The 24,701-nt window shown below is 54.2% G+C and carries 23 protein-coding genes; 17 read left to right on the forward strand and 6 right to left on the reverse strand.

What is annotated here, in order from left to right; genetic code table 11:
- Nucleotides 1-50 precede the first annotated feature (50 nt).
- Genes ACQKDS_RS07100 through panM form a run of 3 tightly spaced genes read right to left on the reverse strand, consistent with a single transcriptional unit; the run spans nucleotide 51 to nucleotide 3,719 of the window.
- Nucleotides 51-2,126, reverse strand: coding sequence for a hypothetical protein (locus ACQKDS_RS07100; RefSeq protein WP_399667843.1), 2,076 nt, complete (start codon nucleotides 2,124-2,126; stop codon nucleotides 51-53).
- Nucleotides 2,113-3,330, reverse strand: a complete 1,218-nt coding sequence (locus tag ACQKDS_RS07105) for a DUF3142 domain-containing protein (protein WP_399667846.1) — start codon at nucleotides 3,328-3,330, stop codon at nucleotides 2,113-2,115. Before ACQKDS_RS07105 ends, ACQKDS_RS07100 begins: the two co-directional genes overlap by 14 nt.
- Nucleotides 3,327-3,719, reverse strand: a complete 393-nt coding sequence (gene panM, locus ACQKDS_RS07110) for an aspartate 1-decarboxylase autocleavage activator PanM (RefSeq protein ID WP_399667849.1) — start codon at nucleotides 3,717-3,719, stop codon at nucleotides 3,327-3,329. Before panM ends, ACQKDS_RS07105 begins: the two co-directional genes overlap by 4 nt.
- A 405-nt stretch (nucleotides 3,720-4,124) precedes the next feature.
- On the opposite strand from panM, the gene ACQKDS_RS07115 reads away from it, so the two are divergent.
- From ACQKDS_RS07115 to uraH, 12 genes are all read left to right on the forward strand, one after another.
- A complete protein-coding gene (locus ACQKDS_RS07115) occupies nucleotides 4,125-5,240 on the forward strand; it encodes a branched-chain amino acid ABC transporter substrate-binding protein (RefSeq protein WP_399667852.1) in 1,116 nt (371 codons plus the stop codon).
- A gap of 182 nt (nucleotides 5,241-5,422) precedes the next feature.
- A complete protein-coding gene (gene livH, locus ACQKDS_RS07120) occupies nucleotides 5,423-6,349 on the forward strand; it encodes a high-affinity branched-chain amino acid ABC transporter permease LivH (protein ID WP_399667855.1) in 927 nt (308 codons plus the stop codon).
- Nucleotides 6,346-7,629: a high-affinity branched-chain amino acid ABC transporter permease LivM gene (locus ACQKDS_RS07125; protein WP_399667858.1), complete on the forward strand. Its 1,284-nt coding sequence runs from the start codon at nucleotides 6,346-6,348 to the stop codon at nucleotides 7,627-7,629. The genes livH and ACQKDS_RS07125 overlap by 4 nt, the downstream gene beginning before the upstream one ends.
- Nucleotides 7,626-8,396 (forward strand): high-affinity branched-chain amino acid ABC transporter ATP-binding protein LivG, encoded by a 771-nt coding sequence (livG, locus tag ACQKDS_RS07130; protein WP_399667860.1) that lies wholly within the window; start codon nucleotides 7,626-7,628, stop codon nucleotides 8,394-8,396. Before ACQKDS_RS07125 ends, livG begins: the two co-directional genes overlap by 4 nt.
- Entirely contained in the window at nucleotides 8,396-9,097 is a 702-nt protein-coding gene (gene livF, locus ACQKDS_RS07135; RefSeq protein WP_399667863.1) for a high-affinity branched-chain amino acid ABC transporter ATP-binding protein LivF, read from the forward strand. The genes livG and livF overlap by 1 nt, the downstream gene beginning before the upstream one ends.
- Before the next feature lie 141 nt (nucleotides 9,098-9,238).
- A complete protein-coding gene (locus tag ACQKDS_RS07140; protein WP_399667865.1) occupies nucleotides 9,239-10,426 on the forward strand; it encodes a PLP-dependent aminotransferase family protein in 1,188 nt (395 codons plus the stop codon).
- A gap of 242 nt (nucleotides 10,427-10,668) precedes the next feature.
- Entirely contained in the window at nucleotides 10,669-11,982 is a 1,314-nt protein-coding gene (gene ugpB, locus ACQKDS_RS07145; protein WP_399667868.1) for a sn-glycerol-3-phosphate ABC transporter substrate-binding protein UgpB, read from the forward strand.
- A gap of 72 nt (nucleotides 11,983-12,054) precedes the next feature.
- Nucleotides 12,055-12,942: a sn-glycerol-3-phosphate ABC transporter permease UgpA gene (gene ugpA / locus ACQKDS_RS07150; protein WP_399667870.1), complete on the forward strand. Its 888-nt coding sequence runs from the start codon at nucleotides 12,055-12,057 to the stop codon at nucleotides 12,940-12,942.
- On the forward strand, nucleotides 12,939-13,784 hold the full coding sequence (ugpE, locus tag ACQKDS_RS07155; RefSeq protein WP_399667873.1) for a sn-glycerol-3-phosphate ABC transporter permease UgpE: 846 nt from the start codon (nucleotides 12,939-12,941) through the stop codon (nucleotides 13,782-13,784). Before ugpA ends, ugpE begins: the two co-directional genes overlap by 4 nt.
- Nucleotides 13,785-14,858: a sn-glycerol-3-phosphate import ATP-binding protein UgpC gene (locus ACQKDS_RS07160; protein ID WP_399667876.1), complete on the forward strand. Its 1,074-nt coding sequence runs from the start codon at nucleotides 13,785-13,787 to the stop codon at nucleotides 14,856-14,858.
- On the forward strand, nucleotides 14,858-15,604 hold the full coding sequence (gene ugpQ, locus ACQKDS_RS07165) for a glycerophosphodiester phosphodiesterase (RefSeq protein WP_399667979.1): 747 nt from the start codon (nucleotides 14,858-14,860) through the stop codon (nucleotides 15,602-15,604). The genes ACQKDS_RS07160 and ugpQ overlap by 1 nt, the downstream gene beginning before the upstream one ends.
- Before the next feature lie 149 nt (nucleotides 15,605-15,753).
- A complete protein-coding gene (gene uraH, locus ACQKDS_RS07170; RefSeq protein WP_399667879.1) occupies nucleotides 15,754-16,170 on the forward strand; it encodes a hydroxyisourate hydrolase in 417 nt (138 codons plus the stop codon).
- Between the two features lie 32 nt (nucleotides 16,171-16,202).
- Here uraH and ACQKDS_RS07175 read toward each other — a convergent pair whose 3' ends face one another.
- Nucleotides 16,203-16,505 carry a hypothetical protein gene (locus ACQKDS_RS07175; protein ID WP_399667982.1) on the reverse strand — a complete coding sequence of 101 codons (303 nt, stop codon included), beginning with the start codon at nucleotides 16,503-16,505 and terminating at the stop codon, nucleotides 16,203-16,205.
- A gap of 139 nt (nucleotides 16,506-16,644) precedes the next feature.
- Here ACQKDS_RS07175 and ACQKDS_RS07180 point away from each other — a divergent pair, with 139 nt between their 5' ends.
- A complete protein-coding gene (locus ACQKDS_RS07180) occupies nucleotides 16,645-17,505 on the forward strand; it encodes a carboxylate/amino acid/amine transporter (protein WP_399667882.1) in 861 nt (286 codons plus the stop codon).
- Here the strand turns inward: ACQKDS_RS07180 and metR are convergent.
- Nucleotides 17,483-18,424 carry an HTH-type transcriptional regulator MetR gene (gene metR, locus ACQKDS_RS07185; protein ID WP_399667885.1) on the reverse strand — a complete coding sequence of 314 codons (942 nt, stop codon included), beginning with the start codon at nucleotides 18,422-18,424 and terminating at the stop codon, nucleotides 17,483-17,485. The two genes, ACQKDS_RS07180 and metR, sit on opposite strands and share 23 nt — an antisense overlap.
- Nucleotides 18,425-18,529: 105 nt before the next feature.
- On the opposite strand from metR, the gene metE reads away from it, so the two are divergent.
- A complete protein-coding gene (gene metE / locus ACQKDS_RS07190; protein WP_399667888.1) occupies nucleotides 18,530-20,803 on the forward strand; it encodes a 5-methyltetrahydropteroyltriglutamate--homocysteine S-methyltransferase in 2,274 nt (757 codons plus the stop codon).
- A gap of 265 nt (nucleotides 20,804-21,068) precedes the next feature.
- Here metE and ACQKDS_RS07195 read toward each other — a convergent pair whose 3' ends face one another.
- A complete protein-coding gene (locus ACQKDS_RS07195) occupies nucleotides 21,069-21,905 on the reverse strand; it encodes a dienelactone hydrolase family protein (RefSeq protein ID WP_399667891.1) in 837 nt (278 codons plus the stop codon).
- A gap of 272 nt (nucleotides 21,906-22,177) precedes the next feature.
- Here ACQKDS_RS07195 and udp point away from each other — a divergent pair, with 272 nt between their 5' ends.
- From udp to ACQKDS_RS07210, 3 genes are all read left to right on the forward strand, one after another.
- Complete coding sequence (gene udp, locus ACQKDS_RS07200; protein WP_399667894.1) at nucleotides 22,178-22,939, forward strand: uridine phosphorylase; 762 nt, start codon at nucleotides 22,178-22,180, stop codon at nucleotides 22,937-22,939.
- 155 nt (nucleotides 22,940-23,094) lie between these two features.
- A complete protein-coding gene (locus ACQKDS_RS07205) occupies nucleotides 23,095-23,877 on the forward strand; it encodes a tyrosine-protein phosphatase (RefSeq protein ID WP_399667896.1) in 783 nt (260 codons plus the stop codon).
- 232 nt (nucleotides 23,878-24,109) lie between these two features.
- Nucleotides 24,110-24,640: a DedA family protein gene (locus ACQKDS_RS07210; protein ID WP_399667899.1), complete on the forward strand. Its 531-nt coding sequence runs from the start codon at nucleotides 24,110-24,112 to the stop codon at nucleotides 24,638-24,640.
- The last annotated feature ends 61 nt before the right edge of the window (nucleotides 24,641-24,701 follow it).

A 24,701-nucleotide genomic window follows, 5' to 3' on the forward strand; every position in this document is an offset into this window, starting at 1 on the left:
CCATGAAAACCCGGCTTAGCCGGGTTTTTTTATGGCTGCAATGTCGTGAATCATGCTTCGGGGCGGGTCAGCGCCGCAAAGTCGGGTGTCGGGCAGTCATAGCCAAACTTTTTCATTGAATCATCGAGTTTGCCGTTGGTGACATAACGTTGATACAACGCGCGACCGGTTTTTGCATCGCGCTTGATCACCCAACTGGCGGCGTTACACAGCACTGCCGCGTAAGCCTGACTTTTGGGCGGTAACAAATCGGCCGCTTTCCGGGCTAAATCGACGGCTTGCCAGCGATAATGCAAGAAGCGATTATCTTGCGGCGGTAACGCTTTGGCCGCGCGTGCGGCTTCCGCAACGCTGAGCCAACGCGGGTGCTTCAGTTCGCGGGTATCAAAGGCATCGCCGAGATAGGAATATCCCGCGCCATAAATAGCGTAATCCGGCGTCATTTCATAACCGGTTAATTCCAGACCTTGATTGCGCAGCAGAGTGGCTGCCTGATAGTAAGCTTGGGCGCGTGTCAGGCTATTCTTGCTGTTATTGGTCGCGTTTTCGAGTGCATGACTGAGTTGCTGAGCCGCTTCACGGTAGTTAGGGATAGCGAAGTAGTTCTGTGCCTCTTGATAACGTCCGACACGCATTAAGCGACGTGCCAGCAGTTCACGCAGTTGAACCTCCGGTGTTATGCGTTGGCCGTTATACTCATCGGGATTCACCGGTTTTAAGGGCGTTGTCGGCGGTGGGACCTGCTCATCGACGAACTGCTTCAGCTCATCGACCGTTAGCACCCGTTCTGCCACATCGGCAACGTCTGCCCAATACTCCGCTTTACCGCGATATAACAGCGCCATCGCTTGTAAATAGTCACCGCGATTCAACGCCAAAATCGCCTGCTCACCGGCGATTCGACAATCAGGCACCACGGTTTCTGCGGCAAAGTTAGCGCTGCGTTGCTCGCCCCAGCTTTCGTCTGACGGGAAAAGCGCCGCAGCTTTGGCATAGGCAGCGGTCGCGGTGTCGACATCGCCGTTACGCAGCGCCATTTTGGCACGCAGCCACCAGCTTAGGCCTGAATCCTCAGCATTTTTGAGCAGAGTAGCGGCCATGGCGTAATCACCGGAGCGGTAAGCCAAGGCTGCCAGTCGATCGCTGCCGCTAAAACCGCTTTTGACCGCAGAGTTCAATAACGCCAAGATTTGCCGAGTGATGTGCTTGGAACGGCTGCGGTTGTCATCGGTATCTTGCATTTGCAAATTACTGCCGCGCGCAAACAGTTCGATGGTGACCAATTGCTGTATGAGCGGATCGTTGACGATCGTTTTTAATTGGTCGAAGTGCGCGGGATCGACCAACATGCTGGAGACATATTGCAATGACAATCCGCCTTGGGGATCACCCTGCGCCGCCTGTTGAGCATAGAGATGGGCAGCTGTGCGGATATCGCCGAGCCACAGATGGACACGCGCTTGTTGCCCTAGACTGCTGAGCGTGAGTTGATCCGGGTCGTCAGTTCCCGCTTTTACGTGATTGATAATCTGCTGAAACTCCGCCAGCGCCTGTTTGAGCTGTGCGGGTGCCGGGTGGCTGAGTGGGGCTGCGGTATCTGCATCCGGCTCATTCGGCGTTCCGCGGTCGTTCATCAGTAGGCGGCCAAGGGAATAGTGCGCGCGCAGCCCCCAATCCCCTTGTTCGGCGACAGGTAATGCTAATACCTGACGAAAGTATTCTGCCGCCCGCGGGTCGTTATTAGCAAATGCCACGGCACCTAGCGTGTATTGGCGCGCAGCATTGGACAGACTCCGGCTATCCACCGCGTCGGCTGCTTCCACCGTTTTGGCTGCACGCATACTGTTGATCGCCACGGTTTCGGGTGACAACGGCATGGGTTTGGGCGGCATGGCGGGCGCGGGCGGCTGCCAACGTGGCAGGCGTTGATCGGCAGGAACTAATCGGCTGGATTCAAAAGCGAAGTTGCCTTCCGGCATAAATAATAGCGTGCCGTTCCGATCCAGCAACAACCGGTTGGGGAAGTCAGGCCCACAGGCGTGACTGAACGGTGCCGTTACGGTGATCGCGACCAGTATGGCCAGGGACAAAGGCGGCCGAGCGGAACGAAAATTAAGGTGTGACAAGGGTGCCTCCTGGCATCAGATGTTGGCAACGCAGCCAGCCCAGCGGGCGCGATTGTCCGGCACGCACCAAATCGTTATCAGTGCGGATAAAGCGCTGCTGCGAAGGTGTGGACTCCAGCCGATAATCGCCTACCGCGTCGGCAGCCAAACAGCCACTGGCGTCGATAACGATCGTCGCGGGCAGCGGGGCATCCACCGGACCGTTATTGTGAACGCTCAGATCGTAAAGCGTTTTGTGCTGAGCGTGTGGCTGAATATTTAGCTGCCAATCGCTCGTTAAGGGCTGTTGCTCGATCACCGCGCGCAGCGTCGCCAGCGACCAGGCACGTCGATCGTTAGGCAGCGGTAGTCGAAACCAGATAATCCCACGCAGATAAGCGACAGGTCGTGCCGCGAGCTGGTGTAAAAAATCGGCAATCTGTTGTGGTGCGACCGTGAGTTCTCGCGTCGTCCCGGCCACGCGCAGCGCGGTTTCGCTTTCTACCTGAGCACCTTGTTCATCGAATCCGACTAAACCCATACCATAAGCCGGCAAGGCGACACGAAACGGTTTTGGCGTGATCCGCGCATAGTGCTGTATCCAGCGTAGCGCCAATGCGTTGTTAAATAAACCTTGTTGCGGTGACAGTACCGCGTGTACCTGCAACACTGAGCTGTCAACCTGTTGCAATACTTCAGGCAATATCGGTGAGATTAGCCAGGCAGGCAATGCGGTAATGCTGAGCTGGACGGTGGCGGGGAGTTGCGCGCGCAGGTGTTGCAGAAAATCGCGATACTGCGGTAAACGGGCGGTGGCGGCATCGTGGTCGATCTCAATACCGATGACGTTCAGCCCGGCCATTTGCCAGCGCTGCAACTGCAGCAGCAGCCGTTGGCGCAGTGATGATTCATCCAATGAGGGCAATTGCCCATCAAGTCGCGCTACCAGCCACACCGGACGACCGTCTTGACGTAACAACGTGGTATCGACAGCGACGCTACGCAAACCTTCGTGCGCATGGGCTTGCAGGCCAAGGATCCGCAAGGCGGAGAATAAATCGTGGCTGTTTGCTAATGCCACAGCATGCTCTGGCGTCCAGACGCGTTGCCACAGATAGACCTGTTGATCCCACGGCTGGCGCAGCTGTAAGCCTTGATAACGGCCGCCCAATCCGGCCGCCAGCGCTAACACCAGCACCACCAGCAACGCTAGCCAACGTTTCATTTTTGCCAAAGTTCGCCGTGTGCGGTAAAGCCGCAGGCTCGCATGAAGTTGTCCACTTCGCCACGTTCACGCGGAGTCAGCCCGGCAGTGGACAATTGCCAGCGTGCCACCTGGGGCAACTGTTGCTGTACCTCTTCTATCAGATACAGCCCTACGCCACGGCGACGGGTGATCTCGCGGACCAAGAGATCGTGGAGTTGCGCGCACTCGTCACCCAGCGCGATCTTGACCGCCCCCAAGAGCCGATCGTTGAAGCGAGCGCCGAACAGCGCCTTATCGGCCTCTAGCCAGGTTTGCCAGTGCGCCGGTTGTTGATGCGGCCAGATTTTGCCCAAGTCGATCAGATCTTGGTTGGACAGTGCGGTTAACCGCTCGATGGTCAGTTTCATGAAAATTCCCGAACGAATTATCGATGGTGCCAGTGTAATAGATCTTACCCGATGCGTTGTGTAACTTTTTCTGTACGAAAGCAACGCAGAATGTTTTTTACTCACTTTATTTTTCGAGTAAAAAATTGGTAAACAAATTGTTAACCAGTGCAATGCGCTGTGATTGGCGAAAAATGGCGCAGATTACATCCGGGTTTTATACTGTTTACATCGCTTATTTCTGATGGTTGAAGTTGATTTGCAGAATAAAATTCCTGTTTAATGGTATGAAAAATAAAGCCTTATTATGAGTTTATGCTTAGTGATCACCTAACTCATTATTACTTATGAATAAAAAGCAATAACTCATCACAGAATAAGGAAAGCACAACGGTACGTTCACAATAACAGACGGGGAAGATACGAATGAATTTAACAAAAGGTAAGGCGCTGTTGGTCGGTTGTATTGCCATGGCGATCGGCCATGCCGCAATGGCTAAAGAGATTAAAGTTGCGATTGTCGGGGCGATGTCTGGCCCGGTTGCGCAGTATGGTGATATGGAGTTCACCGGGGCGCGTCAGGCAGTTGCGGATATTAACGCCAACGGTGGTATTAAGGGCGATAAATTGGTCGCAGTAGAATATGACGATGCTTGCGATCCAAAACAGGCGGTGGCCGTCGCCAACAAGGTGATCAACGACGGTATCCGTTACGTGATCGGGCACTTGTGCTCTTCTTCCACTCAGCCTGCTTCCGATATATATGAAGATGAAGGCGTGATCATGATTACCCCCGCGGCGACCAACGCCGATCTGACCACCCGTGGTTACAGCATGGTGATGCGAACCACCGGTTTGGATTCCGATCAGGGGCCGACCGCTGTGAAATACATCACAGAAACCCTCAAGCCGCAGCGTATCGCCGTGGTACACGATAAGCAGCAATACGGCGAAGGCTTGGCGCGCTCGGTGCGCGACAGCTTGCAAAAAGCCGGGGTGAAACCGGTGATGTTTGAAGGTATCACCGCTGGTGACAAAGATTTCTCTACGCTGGTGGCGCGCTTGAAAAAAGAGAATGTCGATTTTGTCTACTTTGGCGGTTATTACCCGGAAATGGGGCAGATTCTACGCCAGGCTAAACAGGCGGGTTTGAATGCTCGCTTTATGGGGCCTGAAGGGGTGGGTAACTCGTCGCTGTCTAACATTGCCGGGGCGGCGTCTGAAGGTATGTTGGTGACGTTGCCTAAGCGCTACGATCAGGTGCCCGCTAACCAAGCTATCGTTGATGCGCTGAAAGCCAAGAAACAGGATCCGACCGGGCCGTTCGTTTGGACGACCTACGCCGCCTTACAATCGCTGACGACCGGTATGATGCGCAGTGGCAGCCAAGAACCGGAAGCGATCGTCAACAATCTGAAAACGGGTGAGCCGGTCGAGACGGTAATGGGCCCGCTAAGCTGGGATGAAAAAGGCGATCTGAAAGGGTTCGAGTTTGGCGTGTTCGCGTGGCATGCGGATGGCACCTCAACGCCGATTAACTAGTCGCCCCGTTGCCATTCTTGTTTTAGCTTGGCGGGCTTCATGGGGTTTCTGTTGGCGCTGAGTTTACTCAGCGTTGGGGGCGCCCGCTAACCGCCAGGCTGCAACGCGAATTCAATGAGGTATACGCGTCTTTACTGATTTTCATTCCAGGTTGCGATACAAGCGCGGCTAAGGGTTAGAGTATGTCAGAGCCGTTTCTCTATTTTCTGCAGCAAATGTTCAACGGCGTTACGTTGGGCAGTACTTACGCCTTAATCGCCATTGGCTACACCATGGTTTACGGCATCATCGGCATGATCAACTTCGCCCACGGCGAGGTGTACATGATTGGCAGTTACGTTTCATTCATTGTGATTGCTGCGTTAATGATGCTCGGTATCGATGTCGGTTGGTTGCTGATAGGCGCTGGGTTTTTGGTGTCGATTGTCATTGCCAGTGCTTACGGTTGGAGCATTGAGCGTGTGGCCTACAAGCCGGTGCGCCACTCTAAGCGTTTGATTGCGTTAATTTCCGCTATCGGTATGTCGATATTTTTACAAAACTCCGTGAGCTTGACGCAGGGATCGCGTGATGTCGCTTTGCCGAGTCTGGTCACCGGGCGTTGGGTTTTTGGTGAAAGTAACGGTTTCGCCGCGTCGATCAGCACCATGCAAATGATTATTTGGGGGGTTACGTTCTTGGCGATGCTCGCGCTGACGCTGTTCATCCGTTATTCACGGATGGGGCGAGCCTGCCGAGCCTGCTCGCAAGATTTGAAGATGGCGAGTCTGTTGGGTATCAATACCGATCGGGTTATTTCAGTGACTTTCGTGATTGGAGCGGTGATGGCCGCGGTGGCAGGGGTACTGCTAGGGCAACTGTATGGCGTCATCAACCCGTATATTGGTTTTATGGCCGGGATGAAAGCCTTTACTGCGGCGGTACTGGGGGGCATTGGCAGCATTCCAGGCGCCATGATTGGTGGGTTAGTGCTGGGCGTTGCCGAAGCGTTAACCTCCGCTTATCTCAGTGCTGAATACAAAGATGCTGTGTCATTTGCATTATTGATTGTGGTGCTGCTGGTGATGCCGACTGGGATCTTGGGCCGACCGGAGGTTGAGAAAGTATGAAGCTCAACGTTGTTAATGCGCTGATCGCCACGCTGGTGCTGTTGGTGATGGCCTCGTTCCTGATGGGGATGCAGCTAAGCCTCGATGGCACCAAACTGGTGGTACACGGCGCGGCGGAAGTACGCTGGATGTGGATTGGCATTGGTTGTGCGATGGTGTTTTTCTTTCAACTGCTGCGCCCGTTGATGCAACAGGGGTTGAGTCACCTGTCTGGCCCATCCTGGGTGCTACCGAGTTTTGATGGCTCGACCAAGCGGCAAAAACTGTTGGCGCTGCTGTTTATTCTGGCGGCTATCCTCTGGCCGTTTCTGGTTACGCGCGGCACGGTAGATATTGCCACCTTGACGTTGATCTACGTGATGTTGGGTCTTGGGCTAAACGTGGTGGTGGGGCTGTCTGGGATGTTGGTCTTGGGCTATGCCGGTTTCTATGCCATCGGTGCCTATACTTACGCGTTACTGAATCATTACTACGGGCTGGGTTTTTGGCAAAGTTTGCCATTGGCGGGGATGGTTACGGCGGCGTTTGGTTTTTTGTTGGGCTTCCCGGTGTTGCGTCTGCGCGGGGATTATCTGGCCATCGTCACCCTAGGTTTTGGCGAGATTGTGCGTATTTTACTGCTGAATAATACGGCCATCACCGGCGGACCAAATGGGATCAGCCAGATCCCAAAACCGACGCTGTTTGGGCTGGAGTTTAGCCGTAACCTGCGTGATGGCGGCTGGGACACCTTCCATAATTTCTTTGGCATGAAATACGATCCAAGCGATCGCATCATCTTCCTCTATCTGGTGGCGTTGCTGCTGGTGGTATTGACGCTGTTCGTCATCAACCGCCTGTTGCGCATGCCGTTGGGCCGTGCCTGGGAGGCGCTACGTGAAGATGAAATCGCCTGTCGTTCATTGGGTTTGAGCCCGACGAAAATCAAGCTAACGGCCTTTACGATCAGTGCGGCCTTTGCGGGTTTTGCCGGAACGCTGTTTGCTGCACGCCAAGGGTTTGTCAGCCCGGAGTCCTTTACGTTTGTCGAATCGGCTTTCGTACTGGCGATTGTGGTGCTGGGCGGGATGGGGTCGCAGTTTGCGGTGATTTTGGCGGCGATTTTATTGGTCGTTTCGCGTGAAATGATGCGTGACTTGAACGAATACAGCATGTTGCTGCTCGGGGCGTTAATGGTGTTGATGATGATTTGGCGTCCACAGGGGTTGTTGCCCATGAAACGGCCTCAATTGAAATTGAAAGCGGCAAATATTCGCGCGGAGAAGGAGGGGCGATCATGAGTGCTCAACCTTTACTGGCGGTAGAGGGGCTGTCGATGCGCTTCGGCGGTTTGCTGGCGGTCAATAATGTGGCGTTAGAGTTGTATGAAGGCGAAATCGTCTCGCTAATTGGCCCTAACGGCGCGGGGAAAACGACGGTGTTCAATTGCCTGACCGGCTTTTATCGTCCAACCCGTGGCAGCATACGGTTGCGCGATCGGCATTTGGCAGGTTTGAGCGGCCAAGCCATCGCCCGTCTGGGCGTGGTGCGCACCTTTCAACATGTGCGATTGTTTCGCGAAATGACGGTGGTGGAAAACTTATTGGTGGCCCAGCATCAGCATCTGAAAAGCGGCGTGTTTGCCGGGCTACTGAAAACCCCGGCCTTCCGTCGTGCCGAAGCCGAGGCGCTAGATCGTGCGGCGCTGTGGCTAGAGCGCGTCGGCCTGTTGGCGATGGCGAACCGAGCGGCGGGTAATTTGGCGTATGGCCAGCAACGTCGGTTGGAAATCGCGCGTTGTATGGTCACGCGGCCCGCGTTGCTGATGCTGGATGAACCGGCGGCGGGGCTCAATCCGAAAGAAACCGACGAGTTGGATCATCTGATTGTCGAATTGCGCAACCACCATAAGGTGTCGGTGCTGTTGATTGAGCACGACATGAAATTGGTGATGGGCATTTCCGATCGTATTTATGTGGTGAATCAGGGCACACCGTTGGCTCAGGGCACACCGGAAGCCATTCGCAATAACCCGGATGTGATCCGGGCATATTTGGGGGAAGCGTAATGTTGTCGTTTAATCAGGTTTCCGCCCATTATGGAAAAATTCAGGCATTACATCAGGTGAGTCTGCATATCCAACAAGGTGAGATAGTCACCCTAATCGGTGCTAACGGTGCCGGTAAGACCACCTTGCTCGGGGCGCTGTGCGGCGAGCCGCGCGCCACGGAAGGTCGCGTCACGCTACTGAATCAGGATATTACCCAATGGCAGACCTCACGTATTATGCGTGAAGCGGTGGCGATTGTGCCGGAGGGCCGTCGGGTCTTTTCGCGCATGACGGTGGAGGAAAACCTGGCGATGGGCGGTTTTTTTGCCAATCGTCAACAATACCAACAGCGTATTGAGCGGGTATTTACGCTGTTTCCACGCCTGCAAGAGCGTCGTAGCCAGCGTTCTGGCACCATGTCCGGCGGTGAACAGCAAATGCTGGCGATCGGACGCGCACTGATGAGCCAGCCGAAACTACTGCTGTTGGATGAGCCCTCGCTTGGGTTGGCACCGATTATCATCCAGCAGATATTTGACATTATCCAGCAGTTACGTGAAGAGGGGATGACTATCTTTCTGGTGGAGCAAAACGCGAATCAGGCATTGAAATTAGCGGATCGGGGTTATGTACTGGAAAATGGTCGCGTGGTGTTGGAAGATACCGGCGCCGCATTGTTAGCTAACGAAGCCGTAAGGTCGGCGTATCTGGGCGGCTAACATACCCGCTCTCTTTCACGCTACCGCGTTATTCGCGCGTTCGTGCGTCTGGCAGTGAGTTGAAAGTTATCGGGTATTTATTGGAATTTATCGATAGGGATACCGTGGCCGTACCCTATTTAATGATGACGAGAAGAAGAAATGAACACAGAAGGACTGCTCGCCCAGCGCATTGTTAATGTCAAAAGCTCCGCCATCCGCGAATTACTCAAGCACAGTAAGATGCCGAATGTGATTTCGTTGGCCGGTGGCATCCCCTCTGATGCGCTGTTTGATTTCGAAGGATTGAGCATTGCGACGCATCAGGCGATAACCGAACAGCCGAAAAGCGCGTTCCAGTATGGTTTGACCGAAGGCAGCCCGGTGCTGCGCGAACGTATTTGTACGCTGTGTGCCGAACGTGGCATTCGCACTCAACCGGACGAGGTGATGGTTACCGCTGGTTCACAGCAGGCGCTGGATTTGGTGATGCGGGCTATCGTTAACCCGGGCGATGTATTCGTCGTAGAGCGTCCGACCTATCTGGCGGCATTACAAACGCTGGAACTTGCCGAAGCCAATGTGATGTCGGTCTCTTCCGACAGCGACGGCATGGTGGTGGAAGAACTGGCAGAACTGCTGAAAACCCAGCGTATTAAAGGGGTTTATGTGGTGCCGAACTTTGGTAACCCCAGTGGGTTGACCTTGAGCGCGGCGCGGCGTGAATTGCTGGTGAAGCTGGCGGTCGAACATAACTTCCTGATTATTGAAGACGATCCCTATGGCGAGTTGCGTTTTACCGATGAGCGTCACGCGACCTTGCATCAGGTTTCGCAACGGTTGTTAGGCCATACGGACAACATTATCTACACCTCAACATTTTCTAAAATCTTAGCGCCGGGTTTGCGTTTGGGGTGGGCTATTTTGCCGCCGGTGTTGCTGCACAAAGTGGCGATCATCAAACAGGCGGCCGATCTGCACGCCAGTGCGCTGTCGCAAAGCATCGTCGAATGCTACCTCGGCCTCGATCGTCTGCCCGCGCAAATCGATAAGATCCGCGCCGCATACAAACACAAGGGCGAGATCTTGGCAGGGCTGGTGGAGCAAGAGCTGGGTGAATCGATTGATTTCGATATGCCCAAGGGCGGTATGTTCCTGTGGGCGCGTTTTCGTCAGCCGTTTAACGCGACCGAATGGTTGAATGCCACGCTGGCGAATGGCGTGGTGTTTGTGCCGGGCGAGTATTTCTTCTCCGATAACCCGGACTGTTCTACCTTCCGTCTGTCGTTCGCCACGGCCAGTGAAGAGCAAATGCAGGAAGCGGTCGCCCGCCTGCGTCGTTCGCTGTAATCTCCTTGGCGGTGCGGAACTCTCCGTGCCGCCGACATCAAAACACCATCTGCATTTCACTTCGCCGTCATACGGTTGTCACCTGACGGTTATTTTTCTGTCATCCGCGCATGGCATGTTAGCTTCCGAACAAAAAACTGGTTCTTTTCGCTCACGCGTTTATTGCCCCAACCGATTTCGAACCGTCGTTCACCAGGTTTTGAAAGACACCGGGGATACATCCGTTTTTTCAGGAGTTAGGCATGCTCACTATTCGAAAAACTACATGGTGCGTTGCGTTGACCTTGGCAGTCAGCAGTCAGGTGATGGCGGCGACCGAGATCCCATTTTGGCATTCAATGGAAGGCGAACTGGGCAAGGAAGTCGCGTCGCTGGCGGATCGTTTCAATCAGTCGCACAGCGACGTCAAAATCGTGCCGGTTTATAAAGGCAACTATGAACAAAGTCTGGCGGCGGGGATTGCCGCTTATCGCTCCGGCAACGCGCCTGCGATTTTGCAGGTTTACGAAGTGGGCACGGCCACGATGATGGCCAGTAAGGCGATCAAGCCGGTGTATCAGGTGTTTGCCGATGCGGGTATCAAGTTTGATGAATCGGTATTTGTGCCAACGGTGGCCGGTTATTATACCGACGATAAAAGTGGCAAATTGTTGTCGCAGCCCTTCAACAGCTCCACGCCGGTGCTGTATTACAACAAAGATGCCTTTAAAAAAGCCGGTTTGAACCCGGAACAACCGCCGAAAACCTGGCAGGAACTGGCGGAGGACAGCGCCAAGCTGCGTGCCGCTGGCATGAAGTGCGGTTACGCCAGTGGCTGGCAGGGCTGGATCCAACTGGAGAACTTCAGCGCTTGGCATGGCGTGCCGTTTGCCAGCGAGAACAACGGATTTGGGGGCACCCGCGCCAGACTGGAATTTAATAAGCCATTGCAGGTTCAGCACATTCAGCTGTTGGCGGAGATGAACAAGCAGGGGAACTTTACCTATTTCGGCCGTAAAGACGAATCCACCGAGAAGTTCTACAGCGGTGACTGTGCGATCACCACCGCCTCTTCCGGCTCGCTGGCAGACATCAAACAGTACGCCAAGTTTGATTTTGGCGTTGGCATGATGCCGTATGATGCCAATGTCAAAACGGCACCGCAAAATGCCATTATCGGCGGTGCCAGCCTGTGGGTGATGGGGGGCAAAGATCGGGCGACCTACCAAGGCGTCGCGGAATTCCTGCACTATCTGGCGCAACCCGAGATTGCCGCTGAATGGCATCAAAAAACCGGCTATCTGCCGATTACCACCGCGGCGTATGATCTGACGCAACAGCAAGGCTTCTACGATAACAATCCGGGCGCCGATGTGGCGACCCGTCAAATGCTGAATAAACCGCCGTTACCGTTCACCAAAGGCTTACGCTTGGGCAATATGCCGCAGATTCGTACGGTGGTGGATGAAGAATTGGAAAGCGTGTGGACCGGTAAGAAGACGCCACAGCAAGCGCTGGATGCTGCCGTTCAGCGCGGTGATGTGTTACTGCGCCGTTTCGAATCCTCTACCCAGTAACCCTCGGAGCAGGAGCGCATTGGTGCGCTCCTACTTGCTCATATACCGCCTCTGATAATGGTTTAACCTTTTATGTCCTCTTCCCGTACCGGTTTTGCGTGCAGTTGGCTGCCGTATGCTTTGGTGTTGCCACAACTGCTGATCACCGCGATATTCTTTCTGTGGCCCGCCGGTGAGGCACTGTGGTATTCGGTGCAAAGCCTCGATCCGTTTGGCTTGTCTAGCCATTTTGTTGGTATGGATAATTTCAGCCAACTGTTCCACGATCCCTATTATCTCGATTCGTTCTACACCACATTGGTATTCAGCTTTTTGGTGGCGGGCATTGGCCTGTTGGTGTCGCTGTTTCTGGCGGCATTGGTGGATTATGTCCTGCGCGGTAGCCGCATTTACCAAACGCTGCTGCTGTTGCCTTATGCGGTGGCACCGGCGGTGGCCGCGGTGCTGTGGATTTTCTTGTTCAATCCGGGGCTGGGGTTGATAACTCACGCGTTGGCAGCGCTCGGTTATGACTGGAACCATGCGCAAAACAGCGGCCAGGCGATGTTTTTGGTGGTGTTGGCCTCGGTGTGGAAGCAAATCAGCTACAACTTCCTGTTTTTTCTGGCGGCGTTGCAGTCGATTCCACGTTCGTTGGTGGAGGCGGCAGCGATTGACGGTGCAGGCCCGGTTCGGCGCTTCTTTAATCTGGTCTTGCCGCTGATCTCCCCGGTGAGTTTCTTTCTGCTGGTGGTCAATTTGGTGTATGCCTTCTTCGATACCTTCCCGGTGATCGATGCGGCAACCGGCGGTGGCCCGGTTCAATCCACCACCACCCTGATTTATAAGATCTATCGCGAAGGGTTCGCGGGCTTGGATTTATCCAGTTCGGCAGCGCAATCGGTCGTGCTGATGCTGCTAGTGATGGGGCTAACGGTCATTCAGTTCCGTTTTGTTGAACGTAAGGTACGCTACCAATGATTGAGAATCGACGTGGTCTGGATATTTTCTGTCATCTGATGTTGCTGATCGGCGTGTTGCTGATTCTGTTCCCGCTTTATGTGGCGTTCGTGGCCGCCACGTTAGATGACCAACAGGTGTTTCAGGTGCCGATGAGTTTGGTTCCCGGTGACCATTTGTGGCAAAACATCAGCCATATCTGGCAGGGCGGGGTCGGCAACGTGAAAGCGCCGTTCTCTCTGCTGTTGCTCAATAGCCTGGTGATGGCCTTGGCGATTACGGTGGGCAAGATTACCGTCTCCATGCTTTCCGCTTACGCGATTGTCTACTTCCGTTTTCCGCTGCGTAGCCTGTTCTTTTGGCTGATCTTCCTCACGCTGATGCTTCCGGTGGAAGTGCGCATTTTCCCCACGGTGGATGTGATTGCCAGCCTCAATATGCTGGACAGTTATACGGGGTTAACCTTGCCGTTGATGGCCTCAGCGACCGCGACCTTCCTGTTTCGTCAGTTCTTTATGACGCTGCCGGATGAGTTGCTGGAAGCGGCGCGTATTGATGGTGCCGGGCCGATGCGCTTTTTTTGGGATGTGGTATTGCCGTTGTCGAAAACCAATCTGGCGGCGTTATTTGTCATCACCTTTATTTACGGTTGGAACCAATATCTGTGGCCGATTTTGATCACCAGCGATGCGGGTATGGGGACGGCGGTGGCGGGGATCAAAAGTATGATTTCCACATCCGGTGCACCAACCCAATGGAATCAGGTGATGGCGGCGATGATGTTGACGTTAATTCCGCCGGTGGCGGTGGTTCTTTTGATGCAGCGCTGGTTTGTGCGCGGTCTGGTAGACAGTGAGAAATAAATGGCAGGCTTAAAATTACAGGCAGTCACCAAATCCTACGACGGTAAAAACACTGTCATTCACCCCTTTGATCTGGACGTGGCTGATGGCGAGTTCATCGTGATGGTTGGGCCATCGGGTTGTGGAAAATCGACGTTGTTGCGTATGGTCGCCGGTTTGGAGCGAACCTCTAGCGGCGATATTTATATCGATAGCCAGCGTGTGACCGAGCTGGAACCCAAGGATCGCGGCATTGCGATGGTGTTTCAGAATTATGCGCTCTACCCGCACATGAGCGTGTACGACAATATGGCTTACGGCTTGAAGATTCGTGGTTTTAGCAAGCAGCATATTCGCCAGCGGGTTGAGGAAGCGGCGCGTATTCTTGAGCTTGGGCCATTGTTACAGCGTAAGCCACGCGAGTTATCAGGCGGGCAGCGGCAACGGGTGGCGATGGGGCGTGCTATCGTGCGGGAACCGGCGGTGTTCTTATTTGATGAGCCGCTGTCGAACCTAGATGCCAAACTCAGGGTGCAAATGCGCCTTGAACTGCAACAGCTACATCGTCGTTTGAAAACCACCAGCCTGTACGTAACTCACGATCAGGTTGAGGCCATGACGCTGGCACAGCGGGTGATCGTGATGAACAAAGGCGTCGCGGAGCAAATAGGCACGCCAAGCGAGGTCTATCAGCGGCCGGCGTCGCTATTTGTTGCCAGTTTTATCGGTTCTCCGGCGATGAACCTGCTGCCAGGCACGCTCAGTGCCGACGGCCAACAATTGATTTTCGAGGATGGCAGTGCGTTGCCACTGCCGCAGCCGCGGCCTGAATGGAGTGGCCGTCGGTTGACGTTAGGCATCCGTCCCGAGCATATTCAACTGACTAATGATGCCAGCCGGGGTATTGCGCTGACGTTGCAAACGCTGGAATTATTGGGTGCGGATAATTTGGCGCACGGTCAGTGGGGAGGTGTGGGGATTATCGTGCGTCTGTCGCATGAAAATTTACCGACGCCCGGTAGCCGGTTATATTTGCAGTTGCCTGCGCAAGCATTGCACTTTTTTGATACTCAAAGCGGATTACGAATGGAATGATGACTTCAGCCTGGCCTTACCCTCATATCGTCGCCCATCGCGGTGGCGGTTCACTGGCGCCGGAGAATACCCTGGCGGCAATCGACGTCGGTGCCCGTCACGGCCATAAAATGATCGAGTTTGACGTCAAGTTGGCGCAGGATGGGCAGATCTTCTTGCTACATGACGACACGCTGGATCGCACCAGTAACGGCTGGGGCGTGGCGGGGGCGCTGCCGTGGGACAAGCTGGCGCAGTTGGACGCGGGTAATTGGCACAGTGTGGCGTTCAAAGGGGAGCGGTTGCCGCTATTGGTTGAGGTTGCGGAACGCTGTAAGCAGCACGGGCTGATGGCCAATATTGAAATCAAACCGACGACCGGTACGGATGAAGATACTGGCCGGGTGGTGGCGCTGGCGGCACGTTTGCTGTGGCAAGGGCAAACCGATCCGTTACTCTCGTCATTTTCGACCGTGGCGTTGGCAGCCGCGCAAGCGGCGGTGCCAGAGTTGCCCCGTGGATTACTGTTAGATCGCTGGCAAGATAATTGGCGTGAGCTGACCGCGCAGTTGGGTTGCGTGTCGCTGCATATCAACCATAAGGAATTGACGGAAGAACGGGTGCAACATGTTAAACAGGCGGGTTTACGCATCTTGGCCTATACCGTTAACCAACCTCAGCGCGCGCGTATGCTGTTGGCGTGGGGCGTCGATTGTATCTGTACCGACCGTATTGATCTGATCGGTGCTGATTTCGCCGCATCGTAACGGAGAAAAACGTAAGGTTATTCCGCGTCTTGTGCGCCGGATAACCTGCGTTCTGGCTTCTTCTGCGAAATTTCGTATTTCCTTGGCGTGTATTGCCCTAAGGGTTTGCCGCCGCCTATGCTTCATGGCAAATCAAAACATGACGAGGAATGACAATGAAAGCAATCACTCTGGGTTTACTGGCCGCCACGTTTGCCTGCTCTGCCGTACAGGCTGAAGAAATGAAGAACCCGCTCAGTGTGCACGTATTGAACTTGCAGAACGGCCAGCCTTCGCAAGGTGTGACGGTGACGCTGGATAAAAAAGAAGGCGATCAATGGGTAAGTCTGAACTCTGCGGTGACTAACCAGCAAGGGCGCATCAGCGCGTTATACCCGCAGGGGCAAAAACTGAGCAAAGGAGATTATCGTGTGACCTTTAAAACCGGTGATTACTATGCCCAACAGAAGATGGATACGCTGTTCCCAGAAATTCCGGTGTTAATTCGCGTCGAAAAAGTGAACGAGCATTACCATGTACCGCTGCTGCTGAGCCAATACGGCTTTTCCACCTATCGCGGTAGCTGATTTAACCGCAGGGCCAGAAGGCTACACGAGGGTTAGGGCTTTATCGGCTCAACCGCCGGCGTGGTGCGATCAAACGGATTCTGTGGTTGATTGCCGTTTGGCAGTATCTGGCGATTTTTAGGCGCTGTTTGCCGCAGTTTTTGCCGGTTATTTTCAAACTGGCGCTGTTGCTGCATACGGCGCTGATCCCTGTGCTGATTATTCAACATGCGTTGTTGTTGATAATCTTGGCCTGGCAACGGTTGTGGCTCACTTAGCGTGTTGATGCCGTTTGCCGCTGTCGCCAGCCAAGGCAACAGCAATAAGGCGATCAAGCCGCATTGACCTTTCACTATATGTCTCTCCACCGCGTGAACCCGCCTGCAAAAAGGCTAGGCAGGTTACTTTTAAATCATGAGTAAACCTGTTTTACGCGACCTCGTCCACCTCTATCCGGTACAATCGCGCTTTCACTCCTTTTAGGACCCATTTAACGTGTTACTCTTGGTGATCACTACCATTTTATGGGCGTTTTCGTTTAGCTTCATTGGCGAATATTTGGCAGGCCAGGTAGACAGTTGGTTCTCTGTGCTGATGCGCGTTGGGCTGGCGACGCTGGTTTTCCTGCCGTTCCTGCGTTGGCGCAACATTCAGAGCCGCGTGATCTTGTTGTATATGCTGGTTGGTGCTTTCCAACTGGGCATCATGTACCTGTTTATTTTCCGCGCTTACCTGTATCTGACGGTAGCGGAATTCCTGCTGTTTACCGTGCTGACGCCGCTGTACATCACGTTAATTTATGACCTGGTCAGCCGCCGCCGTTTGCGTTGGGGCTATATGTTTAGTGCGCTGTTGGCGGTGCTGGGCGCGGGGATTATTCGTTATCATCAGCTTAGTGAACATTTCTGGTGGGGATTGCTGCTGGTACAGGCGGCAAACATCAGTTTTGCTATTGGCATGGTGGGGTATAAGCGCCTGATGGAAGTGCACCCGCTGCCACAGCATACGGCTTTTTCCTGGTTCTACCTTGGTGCCTTGGTGGTGGCCGTCATCGCCTGGCTATTGTGGGGCAACCCGCACCAGTTGCCTACCACCCGTTTGCAATGGGGCATTTTGGTTTGGCTGGGCGTGGTGGCTTCCGGGCTAGGTTACTTTATGTGGAATTACGGCGCCACCCAGGTCGATGCCGGTACGCTAGGTATCATGAATAACGTGCATGTTCCCGCCGGGCTGTTGGTTAACCTGGCGATTTGGCATCAACAGCCCCACTGGCCGAGTTTTATCGTCGGCGGCAGCGTGATTTTAGCCTCGCTTTGGGTACATCGACGCTGGGTTACGCCACGGGTTTCGCCGTAGCGACTGCACTGTTGGGGCGGGCGGCGTCGCGTACAAACGGCAGATTATCGCAGGCGTGTTGACGCGCTGAGCGAATGAACGCGTCTGTCACTGCCTGACGCTGCTCGCCGTCGCGTACGGCGGCATTCAGTCGGCTCCACAGGCCATCGCCCAGCGTTTTGGTGATCACTAACCCCTGCCGTTCGACGCTTTCCACCACCCAATGTGGCAGTGCGGCGATGCCCATGTTTGCCGATACCATCTGAATTAACAGCAGCGTATTATCGACGCTTTTCAGCGCCGGGCTGATGCCTGCCGGTTGCAGGAAATGCCGCCAAATATCTAACCGTTGACGTTGCACCGGATAAATCATGAGCGTTTCATCGGCCAAATCTTCCGGATCGATATGCGGTTTATTGGCCAGTGGATGATCCGGCGCCAGTACCAACCGCACCTCAAAATCGAACATCGGTGAATAATGCAGGCCACTACGCGGCAGAATATCGGAAGTCAGCACTAGGTCCAGTTCGCCCTGTTGCAACGCCGGTTGCGGATCGAACGTGACGCCCGATTTGAAGTCCATCACCACTTGTGGGAAACGCTGGCGAAAATTGTTCAATGCGGGCGTTAGCCATTGAATGCAGCTATGGCACTCAATGGCGATGCGCAGCGTGGCCTGATGTGGTTCGTGACACGCCTGCAATGCCTGTTGTATTTGTGGCAACACCTGCTCTGCCAACTGCAACAGGATCTCACCTTGCGCGGTAAAGCGCAGCGGCTGGCTCTTGCGAACAAACAGCTTGAAGCCCAGACGCTGTTCTAAATCGCTGAACTGATGCGAAAGTGCAGACTGAGTCTGATGAAGTTGAGCAGCCGCGGCGGCCAGGGAGCCGGTATTGCGCAGAGCCTGCATCGTCCGTAAGTGTTTCAGTTCGATCATGAGAGTCCTTCACAGTGACAGTGAATAAATTGCGCTTGTGGTTCATACAGTACCTGCTGATTATAGATGTGTAAACATCTGGACGGCTAAATGGGGATTATGACGATGACAATTTTAAATCACACTCTGGGTTTTCCACGCGTTGGTCTGCGTCGTGAACTGAAAAAAGCACAAGAAAGCTACTGGGCAGGCAATTCAACGCAGGAAGAACTGTTGGCCGTTGGCCGTGAACTGCGCGCTCGCCATTGGCAACAACAGCAACAAGCCGGGGTGGACCTGCTGCCGGTCGGCGATTTCGCCTGGTACGATCACGTTCTGACAACCAGCCTGTTGCTGGGCAACGTACCGGCACGCCACCAGAACCAAGATGGTTCTATCGATCTGGATACGTTGTTCCGTATCGGTCGTGGCCGAGCGCCGACCGGTGAACCGGCGGCGGCGGCAGAAATGACCAAATGGTTTAATACCAACTATCACTATATGGTGCCTGAGTTTCACCAAGGGCAGCAGTTCAAACTGGGCTGGACTCAACTGCTGGACGAAGTTGACGAGGCGCTGGCGCTGGGGCACAAAATTAAACCGGTGCTGTTGGGCCCAGTGACTTATCTCTGGTTAGGTAAAGTGAAAGGCGAGCAGTTTGATCGTCTGTCACTGCTGAATGATATTTTGCCGGTGTACCAACAAGTGCTGGCAGAGTTGGCGAAGCGCGGCATCGAATGGGTGCAGATCGACGAACCTGCGCTGGTGCTGGAGTTGCCTGATGCGTGGTTGAAGGCGTTCAAACCGGCCTATGACGCGCTACAAGGGCAGGTTAAGCTGTTGTTGACCACCTATTTCGACAGCGTGGGCCACAATTTGGAAACGATTCGCGCGTTGCCGGTGCAAGGCTTGCATGTGGATCTGGTGGCGGGCGACGATGACATTGCAGCGTTGAATAATGCGGTGCCTGAGGCGTGGGTGCTGTCACTGGGGGTGATTAACGGCCGTAATGTGTGGCGTGCCGACCTGAGCAGTTGGTTTGATCGTCTGCAGCCGCTGGCCGGTAAACGTCCTCTGTGGGTGGGGACGTCCTGCTCGCTGTTGCACAGCCCGATTGACCTGAGCGTGGAAACCCGCCTTGATGACGAAGTGAAAAGCTGGTTTGCTTTCGCCTTGCAAAAATGTGCCGAGTTGGCGCAGCTAAGCGCGGCGCTAAATGCCCCGGATGCGGATAAACAGGCACAACTCGATACTTACAGTGCGCCAATCCGCGCGCGTCGTCAGTCGAGCCGTGTGCATAACGCACAGGTGGAGAAGCGTCTGGCGGCGATTACGGCGCAGGATAGTGAGCGTAATCGCCCGTATCCCGAGCGTGCCAAGGCGCAGCGCGATCGCTTTAATCTGCCCGCTTGGCCAACCACGACGATTGGATCATTCCCACAAACTACGGAAATCCGCGGTCTGCGTCTTGATTTCAAACAGGGGCGTTTGGATGGCGGCAACTATCGCACCAGCATTGGCGAACATATCAAGCAGGCCATCGTTGAGCAGGAGCGTCTGGGTTTGGATGTCTTGGTCCACGGTGAGGCCGAGCGTAATGACATGGTGGAGTATTTTGGTGAAAACCTGGACGGTTTCGTCTTTACGCAAAACGGTTGGGTGCAGAGTTACGGTTCACGCTGCGTTAAACCTCCGGTGATCATCGGCGATGTTAGCCGTCCTGAGGCGATCACCGTCGAGTGGGCGAAGTTTGCCCAATCACTGACTGACAAGCCGGTAAAAGGCATGTTGACCGGGCCGGTGACCATCTTATGTTGGTCCTTCCCACGGGAAGACGTAACGCGTGAAGTGATTGCCAAACAGATCGCGCTGGCGCTGCGTGATGAGGTCGAAGATTTGGAAAAAGCCGGTATCGGCATCATTCAGATTGACGAACCTGCGCTGCGCGAAGGCTTGCCGCTGCGTCAATCCGATTGGGCTGCCTATCTGGACTGGGCCGTGGATGCATTCAAACTCAATGCTGCCGTTGCCAGTGATAACACGCAGATTCATACCCACATGTGTTACTGCGAGTTTAATGACATCATGGATTCGATTGCGGCGCTGGATGCCGATGTGATCACCATCGAAACCTCACGCTCCGATATGGATCTGTTGGAAGCCTTTAAAGAGTTTGAATATCCAAATGAAATTGGCCCTGGCGTGTATGACATTCACTCGCCAAACGTGCCTAGCGTGGAATGGATCGAAGCGTTGCTGCGTAAAGCCGCGCAGAACATCCCGGCGGAGCGTCTGTGGGTAAACCCAGACTGTGGGCTGAAAACACGCGGCTGGCCTGAAACGCGTCAGTCATTGGCTAACATGGTGCTGGCGGCTCAGCGTTTGCGCGAACAAGCTTAATGTCCGCGTACTGCGTGATACGGTAAAGATGTGATGAGAGGGGGCTTCGGCCCCCTGAGCTTGATGACGACGTCGCCCGATGGCCCGAGATACCCGGGACTAGCGTAGCGAGGGGCGCTCCGGTGGCTTACGCCACGACGACCCCACCGCCACGCTTTCCCTAATAACGAGCTTTGTCAGCCGTCTGAGGGGGGCGGCCCTTTTTTATGCCCCCACGATCGTGGCGGAAGATGCATGAGGATAACGGCACGAGCCCATAGGCCGATTAGCTGTTGCGCGTTACTCCGTGCTGAACAAACCAATCTAACATGCGTTGCCAGCCGTCTTGTGCCGCTTCAGCATTGAAACTGGGGCGATAGTCGGCGTTAAACGCGTGCCCAGCCTCTGGATACACCACGATATCGGCATCCGCATTGGCTGCGCGAATCGCCTGACGCATACTTTCCACGCTATCCAGCGGAATACTGCCGTCTTGCCCACCGTACAGTCCTAGCACCGGCGTGGACAGTTGCGTAGCGATATCCACGGGATGTTTTGGTGAGCCCAGTGTTTTTTCACCGACGAGTTTACCGTACCAAGCGACCGCAGCTTTTAACTGCGGATTATGTGCAGCATACAGCCAGGTAATGCGGCCACCCCAGCAGAACCCGGTGATCGCCAACTTGCTGGCGTCGCCACCGTGGCGGATTGCCCAATGAGCCGTGTGATCCAAGTCGATCAGCACTTGTTTATCTGGCACTTTACTGACCAGCTTTTGCAGCAATTCGTTAATGTCGGTGTAATCTTGGGCATCGCCTTGGCGAAAATACAGCTCTGGCGCAATCGCCAGATACCCCGCTTTAGCCAACCGGCGGCACAGATCTTGAATATGCTGATGGACGCCGAAAATCTCCTGAACCACCAGCACCACTGGAAAAGGTCCGTCATGATCTGCCGGTTTGGCGATATAGGCAGGCAGGCTGTCTCCTTGCGATGGAAGGGTGGTGACACCGGCATGAATGCCCCGATCGTCGGTATAGATTGTGCTGTCAGCGAGCGGCGTTGCGGCTGGGGTAAACCCCTCTTTTGCCTGTTTTAGTGTCATCACGTAGTCGGTTTTCATTGCGGTCTCCATGCAAAAAGAAAAGCAGATCAGGCATTAACTATAGATAAGGTTCTGAATCATTGTTATCGCGGTGTTTTCACCTTAAGTCAGCTAACATTGAACGAAATAGGCCTATCGCATAACTTAAATTGTGATATTTATCACAAAAAATATGTAGATTATGTTTCGTTTCTTTATTCATGGTGACAGTCGTCACGAAAAAAAGTCTCAATTTTCAGTAGAGTGCTTTTTTGTTCCTCCCAATAATCCTGATCTATGAGGAGTCTCTTATGTCTCAGTCTGATGTTTTCCATCTTGGTCTCACCAAAAATGATTTACAAGGGGCTCAACTGGCGATTGTTCCTGGCGATCCGCAGCGCGTAGAGAAAATTGCTAAATTGATGGAAAACCCGGTACACCTGGCGTCGCATCGTGAATTCACGACTTGGCGCGCAGAGCTGGAGGGCAAAGCAGTGATCGTTTGCTCGACCGGCATTGGCGGCCCCTCAACGTCGATCGCCGTGGAGGAATTGGCCCAACTGGGTATTCGTACTTTCCTGCGTATTGGCACCACCGGTGCAATCCAACCCAATATCAACGTCGGTGACGTATTGGTCACGACGGCGGCGGTGCGTCTTGATGGCGCAAGCCTGCACTTCGCGCCGATGGAGTTCCCAGCAGTGGCAGATTTTGCCTGTACCACAGCGCTGGTCGACGCGGCTAAAGCGAGCGGTGCGACGACACACATTGGTGTGACGGCTTCCTCTGACACCTTCTATCCGGGCCAAGAGCGTTACGATACCTACTCTGGTCGCGTGGTAAACCGCTTCAAAGGTTCTATGGAAGAGTGGCAATCGATGGGGGTGATGAACTATGAAATGGAGTCGGCAACGTTGTTGACCATGTGTGCCAGCCAAGGGCTACGCGCTGGCATGGTTGCAGGCGTTATCGTCAACCGTACTCAACAGGAAATCCCTAACGCAGAAACCATGAAGAAAACCGAAAGCAATGCGGTACAGATTGTGGTGGAGGCGGCGCGTCGTCTGCTGTAACCCTTGCGGTAACGGGCTGTTACGCAGCCCGTTTCTCCATTCAGCCGTAATCTGTTACGGTTATAGCCATCCCATCGGTGCCCGCCTGTTGTTCTGATTACCATACTCTGTGGCTCCCGCTGGTGCTTTCACCGACAATAATCAAGAGGATGTCTATGTCTGCGCAGATCTTACTTCACCCTTCACTTGCGCCATTGGATGGCGGTATCAATTTTCGCGATCTTGGTGGTAACAGCGTCGCCGGTGGCCAACGCATCAAACGTGGCCTGCTGTTCCGTTCCGGTTCGCTTGAACGTCTGACAGAAAACGATTGTGCTTTTCTTGCCGAGGTGCCCGTTCGTTCGGTACTCGATTACCGAGATACCGATGAAGTGCAAGCCAAGCCTGACGTGTTGTGGCAGGGGGCTAATTATCATCATTTCCCGGCCAATCCGTTGAGCAACGAGGTTAATGCAAACCTGGAAAAGTTGACCAGCGAGACGTTGGCAGGCTTTGACGCACGAGCATTTATGTTGGAATTGTATCGGCGTTTGCCGTTTGGCAACGCGGCCTATCAGCAATTGGTGAGTCTGCTGACTCAGCCAGCGGAGGGTGCGATCGTGCAGCACTGCGCGGTAGGTAAAGACCGTACCGGCATCGGTTCTGCGTTGGTGCTGTTTGCGTTGGGTGCGGACGAAGCTACGGTGGTGGAGGATTATCTGCTAACGGAAACCACGTTGGCGCCATTCCGCGAACGCATGCTTGATCAACTGTCGGTACGTTTGAATACCGCCGCGTTGACGCAATTTGCCTATGTACTGAGCGCACGCGAAGAATTCTTAATGACTGCGTTCGGCTGTATTCGTGAACAATATGGCTCATTCGAGCGTTGGCTGCACGCAGAGTATGGGCTGGATGCGCGCCAGCGCGAGGCCCTACGCGCGTATTATGTCGAGTAGGGACAATTAGGCCTCTTTCCTCTTATAATTTTATGCTGCGGCGTTGTTAGCTGTGGGCAAGAGCCCCCGAGGTTTACTTGAATTAGCGACTGGGGGCTTTTTGATCGGCGATGCGCAGCGCCATCCACGTTAGGTCTTCCAACAAGAAACGACGACGTTTAGCTGGCGTTTAACCAACGTCAGTGGGCATTGCGTATCCTTGAGAAAGGACACCAGCAGTAAGGAGCTATATTTGAGCCTGAATGACGTTATCCATTGGATCAGCGATATGGTGCGACAGCACGAAGGCTGGGCCATCCCCATTATTTTCTTTTTAGCTTTTGGTGAATCACTGGCATTTCTTTCACTGTTGCTACCGGCAACGGTGATCCTGTTGGCGCTTGGCGCGCTTATTGGCGAGAGTGGCATCGCCTTCTGGCCTATTTGGGCCGCCGCCGCTGCCGGTGCGTTTTTCGGTGATTGGCTCTCTTACTGGATTGGTTATCACTATCAAGACCGCGTTGCGCACATGTGGCCGTTATCGCGTAACCCTCAGGTACTGATACGCGGCCATGCGTTTTTTGAACGCTGGGGAGTACTGGGCATTTTTTTCGGCCGGTTCTTTGGCCCACTGCGCGCCGTGGTGCCGTTGGTTGGGGGGATTTGTGCCATGCCACAGCGTTATTTCCAGTTGGCCAATTTTACCTCGGCAATGATTTGGGCGTTCGGTATTCTCGCGCCCGGCGCATTTGGTATCAAGTGGTTAACTCAGTGGTTTGGCTAGCGTGAGTCTACTTTGCGTAGCATTTCGCACTATTGCCTACCACGCTAAAATCACGCTGGAC

This window comes from Serratia sp. NPDC078593, assembly GCF_050268245.1.
In the GTDB taxonomy this organism is placed as follows: Bacteria; Pseudomonadota; Gammaproteobacteria; order Enterobacterales; family Enterobacteriaceae; genus JBNNGK01.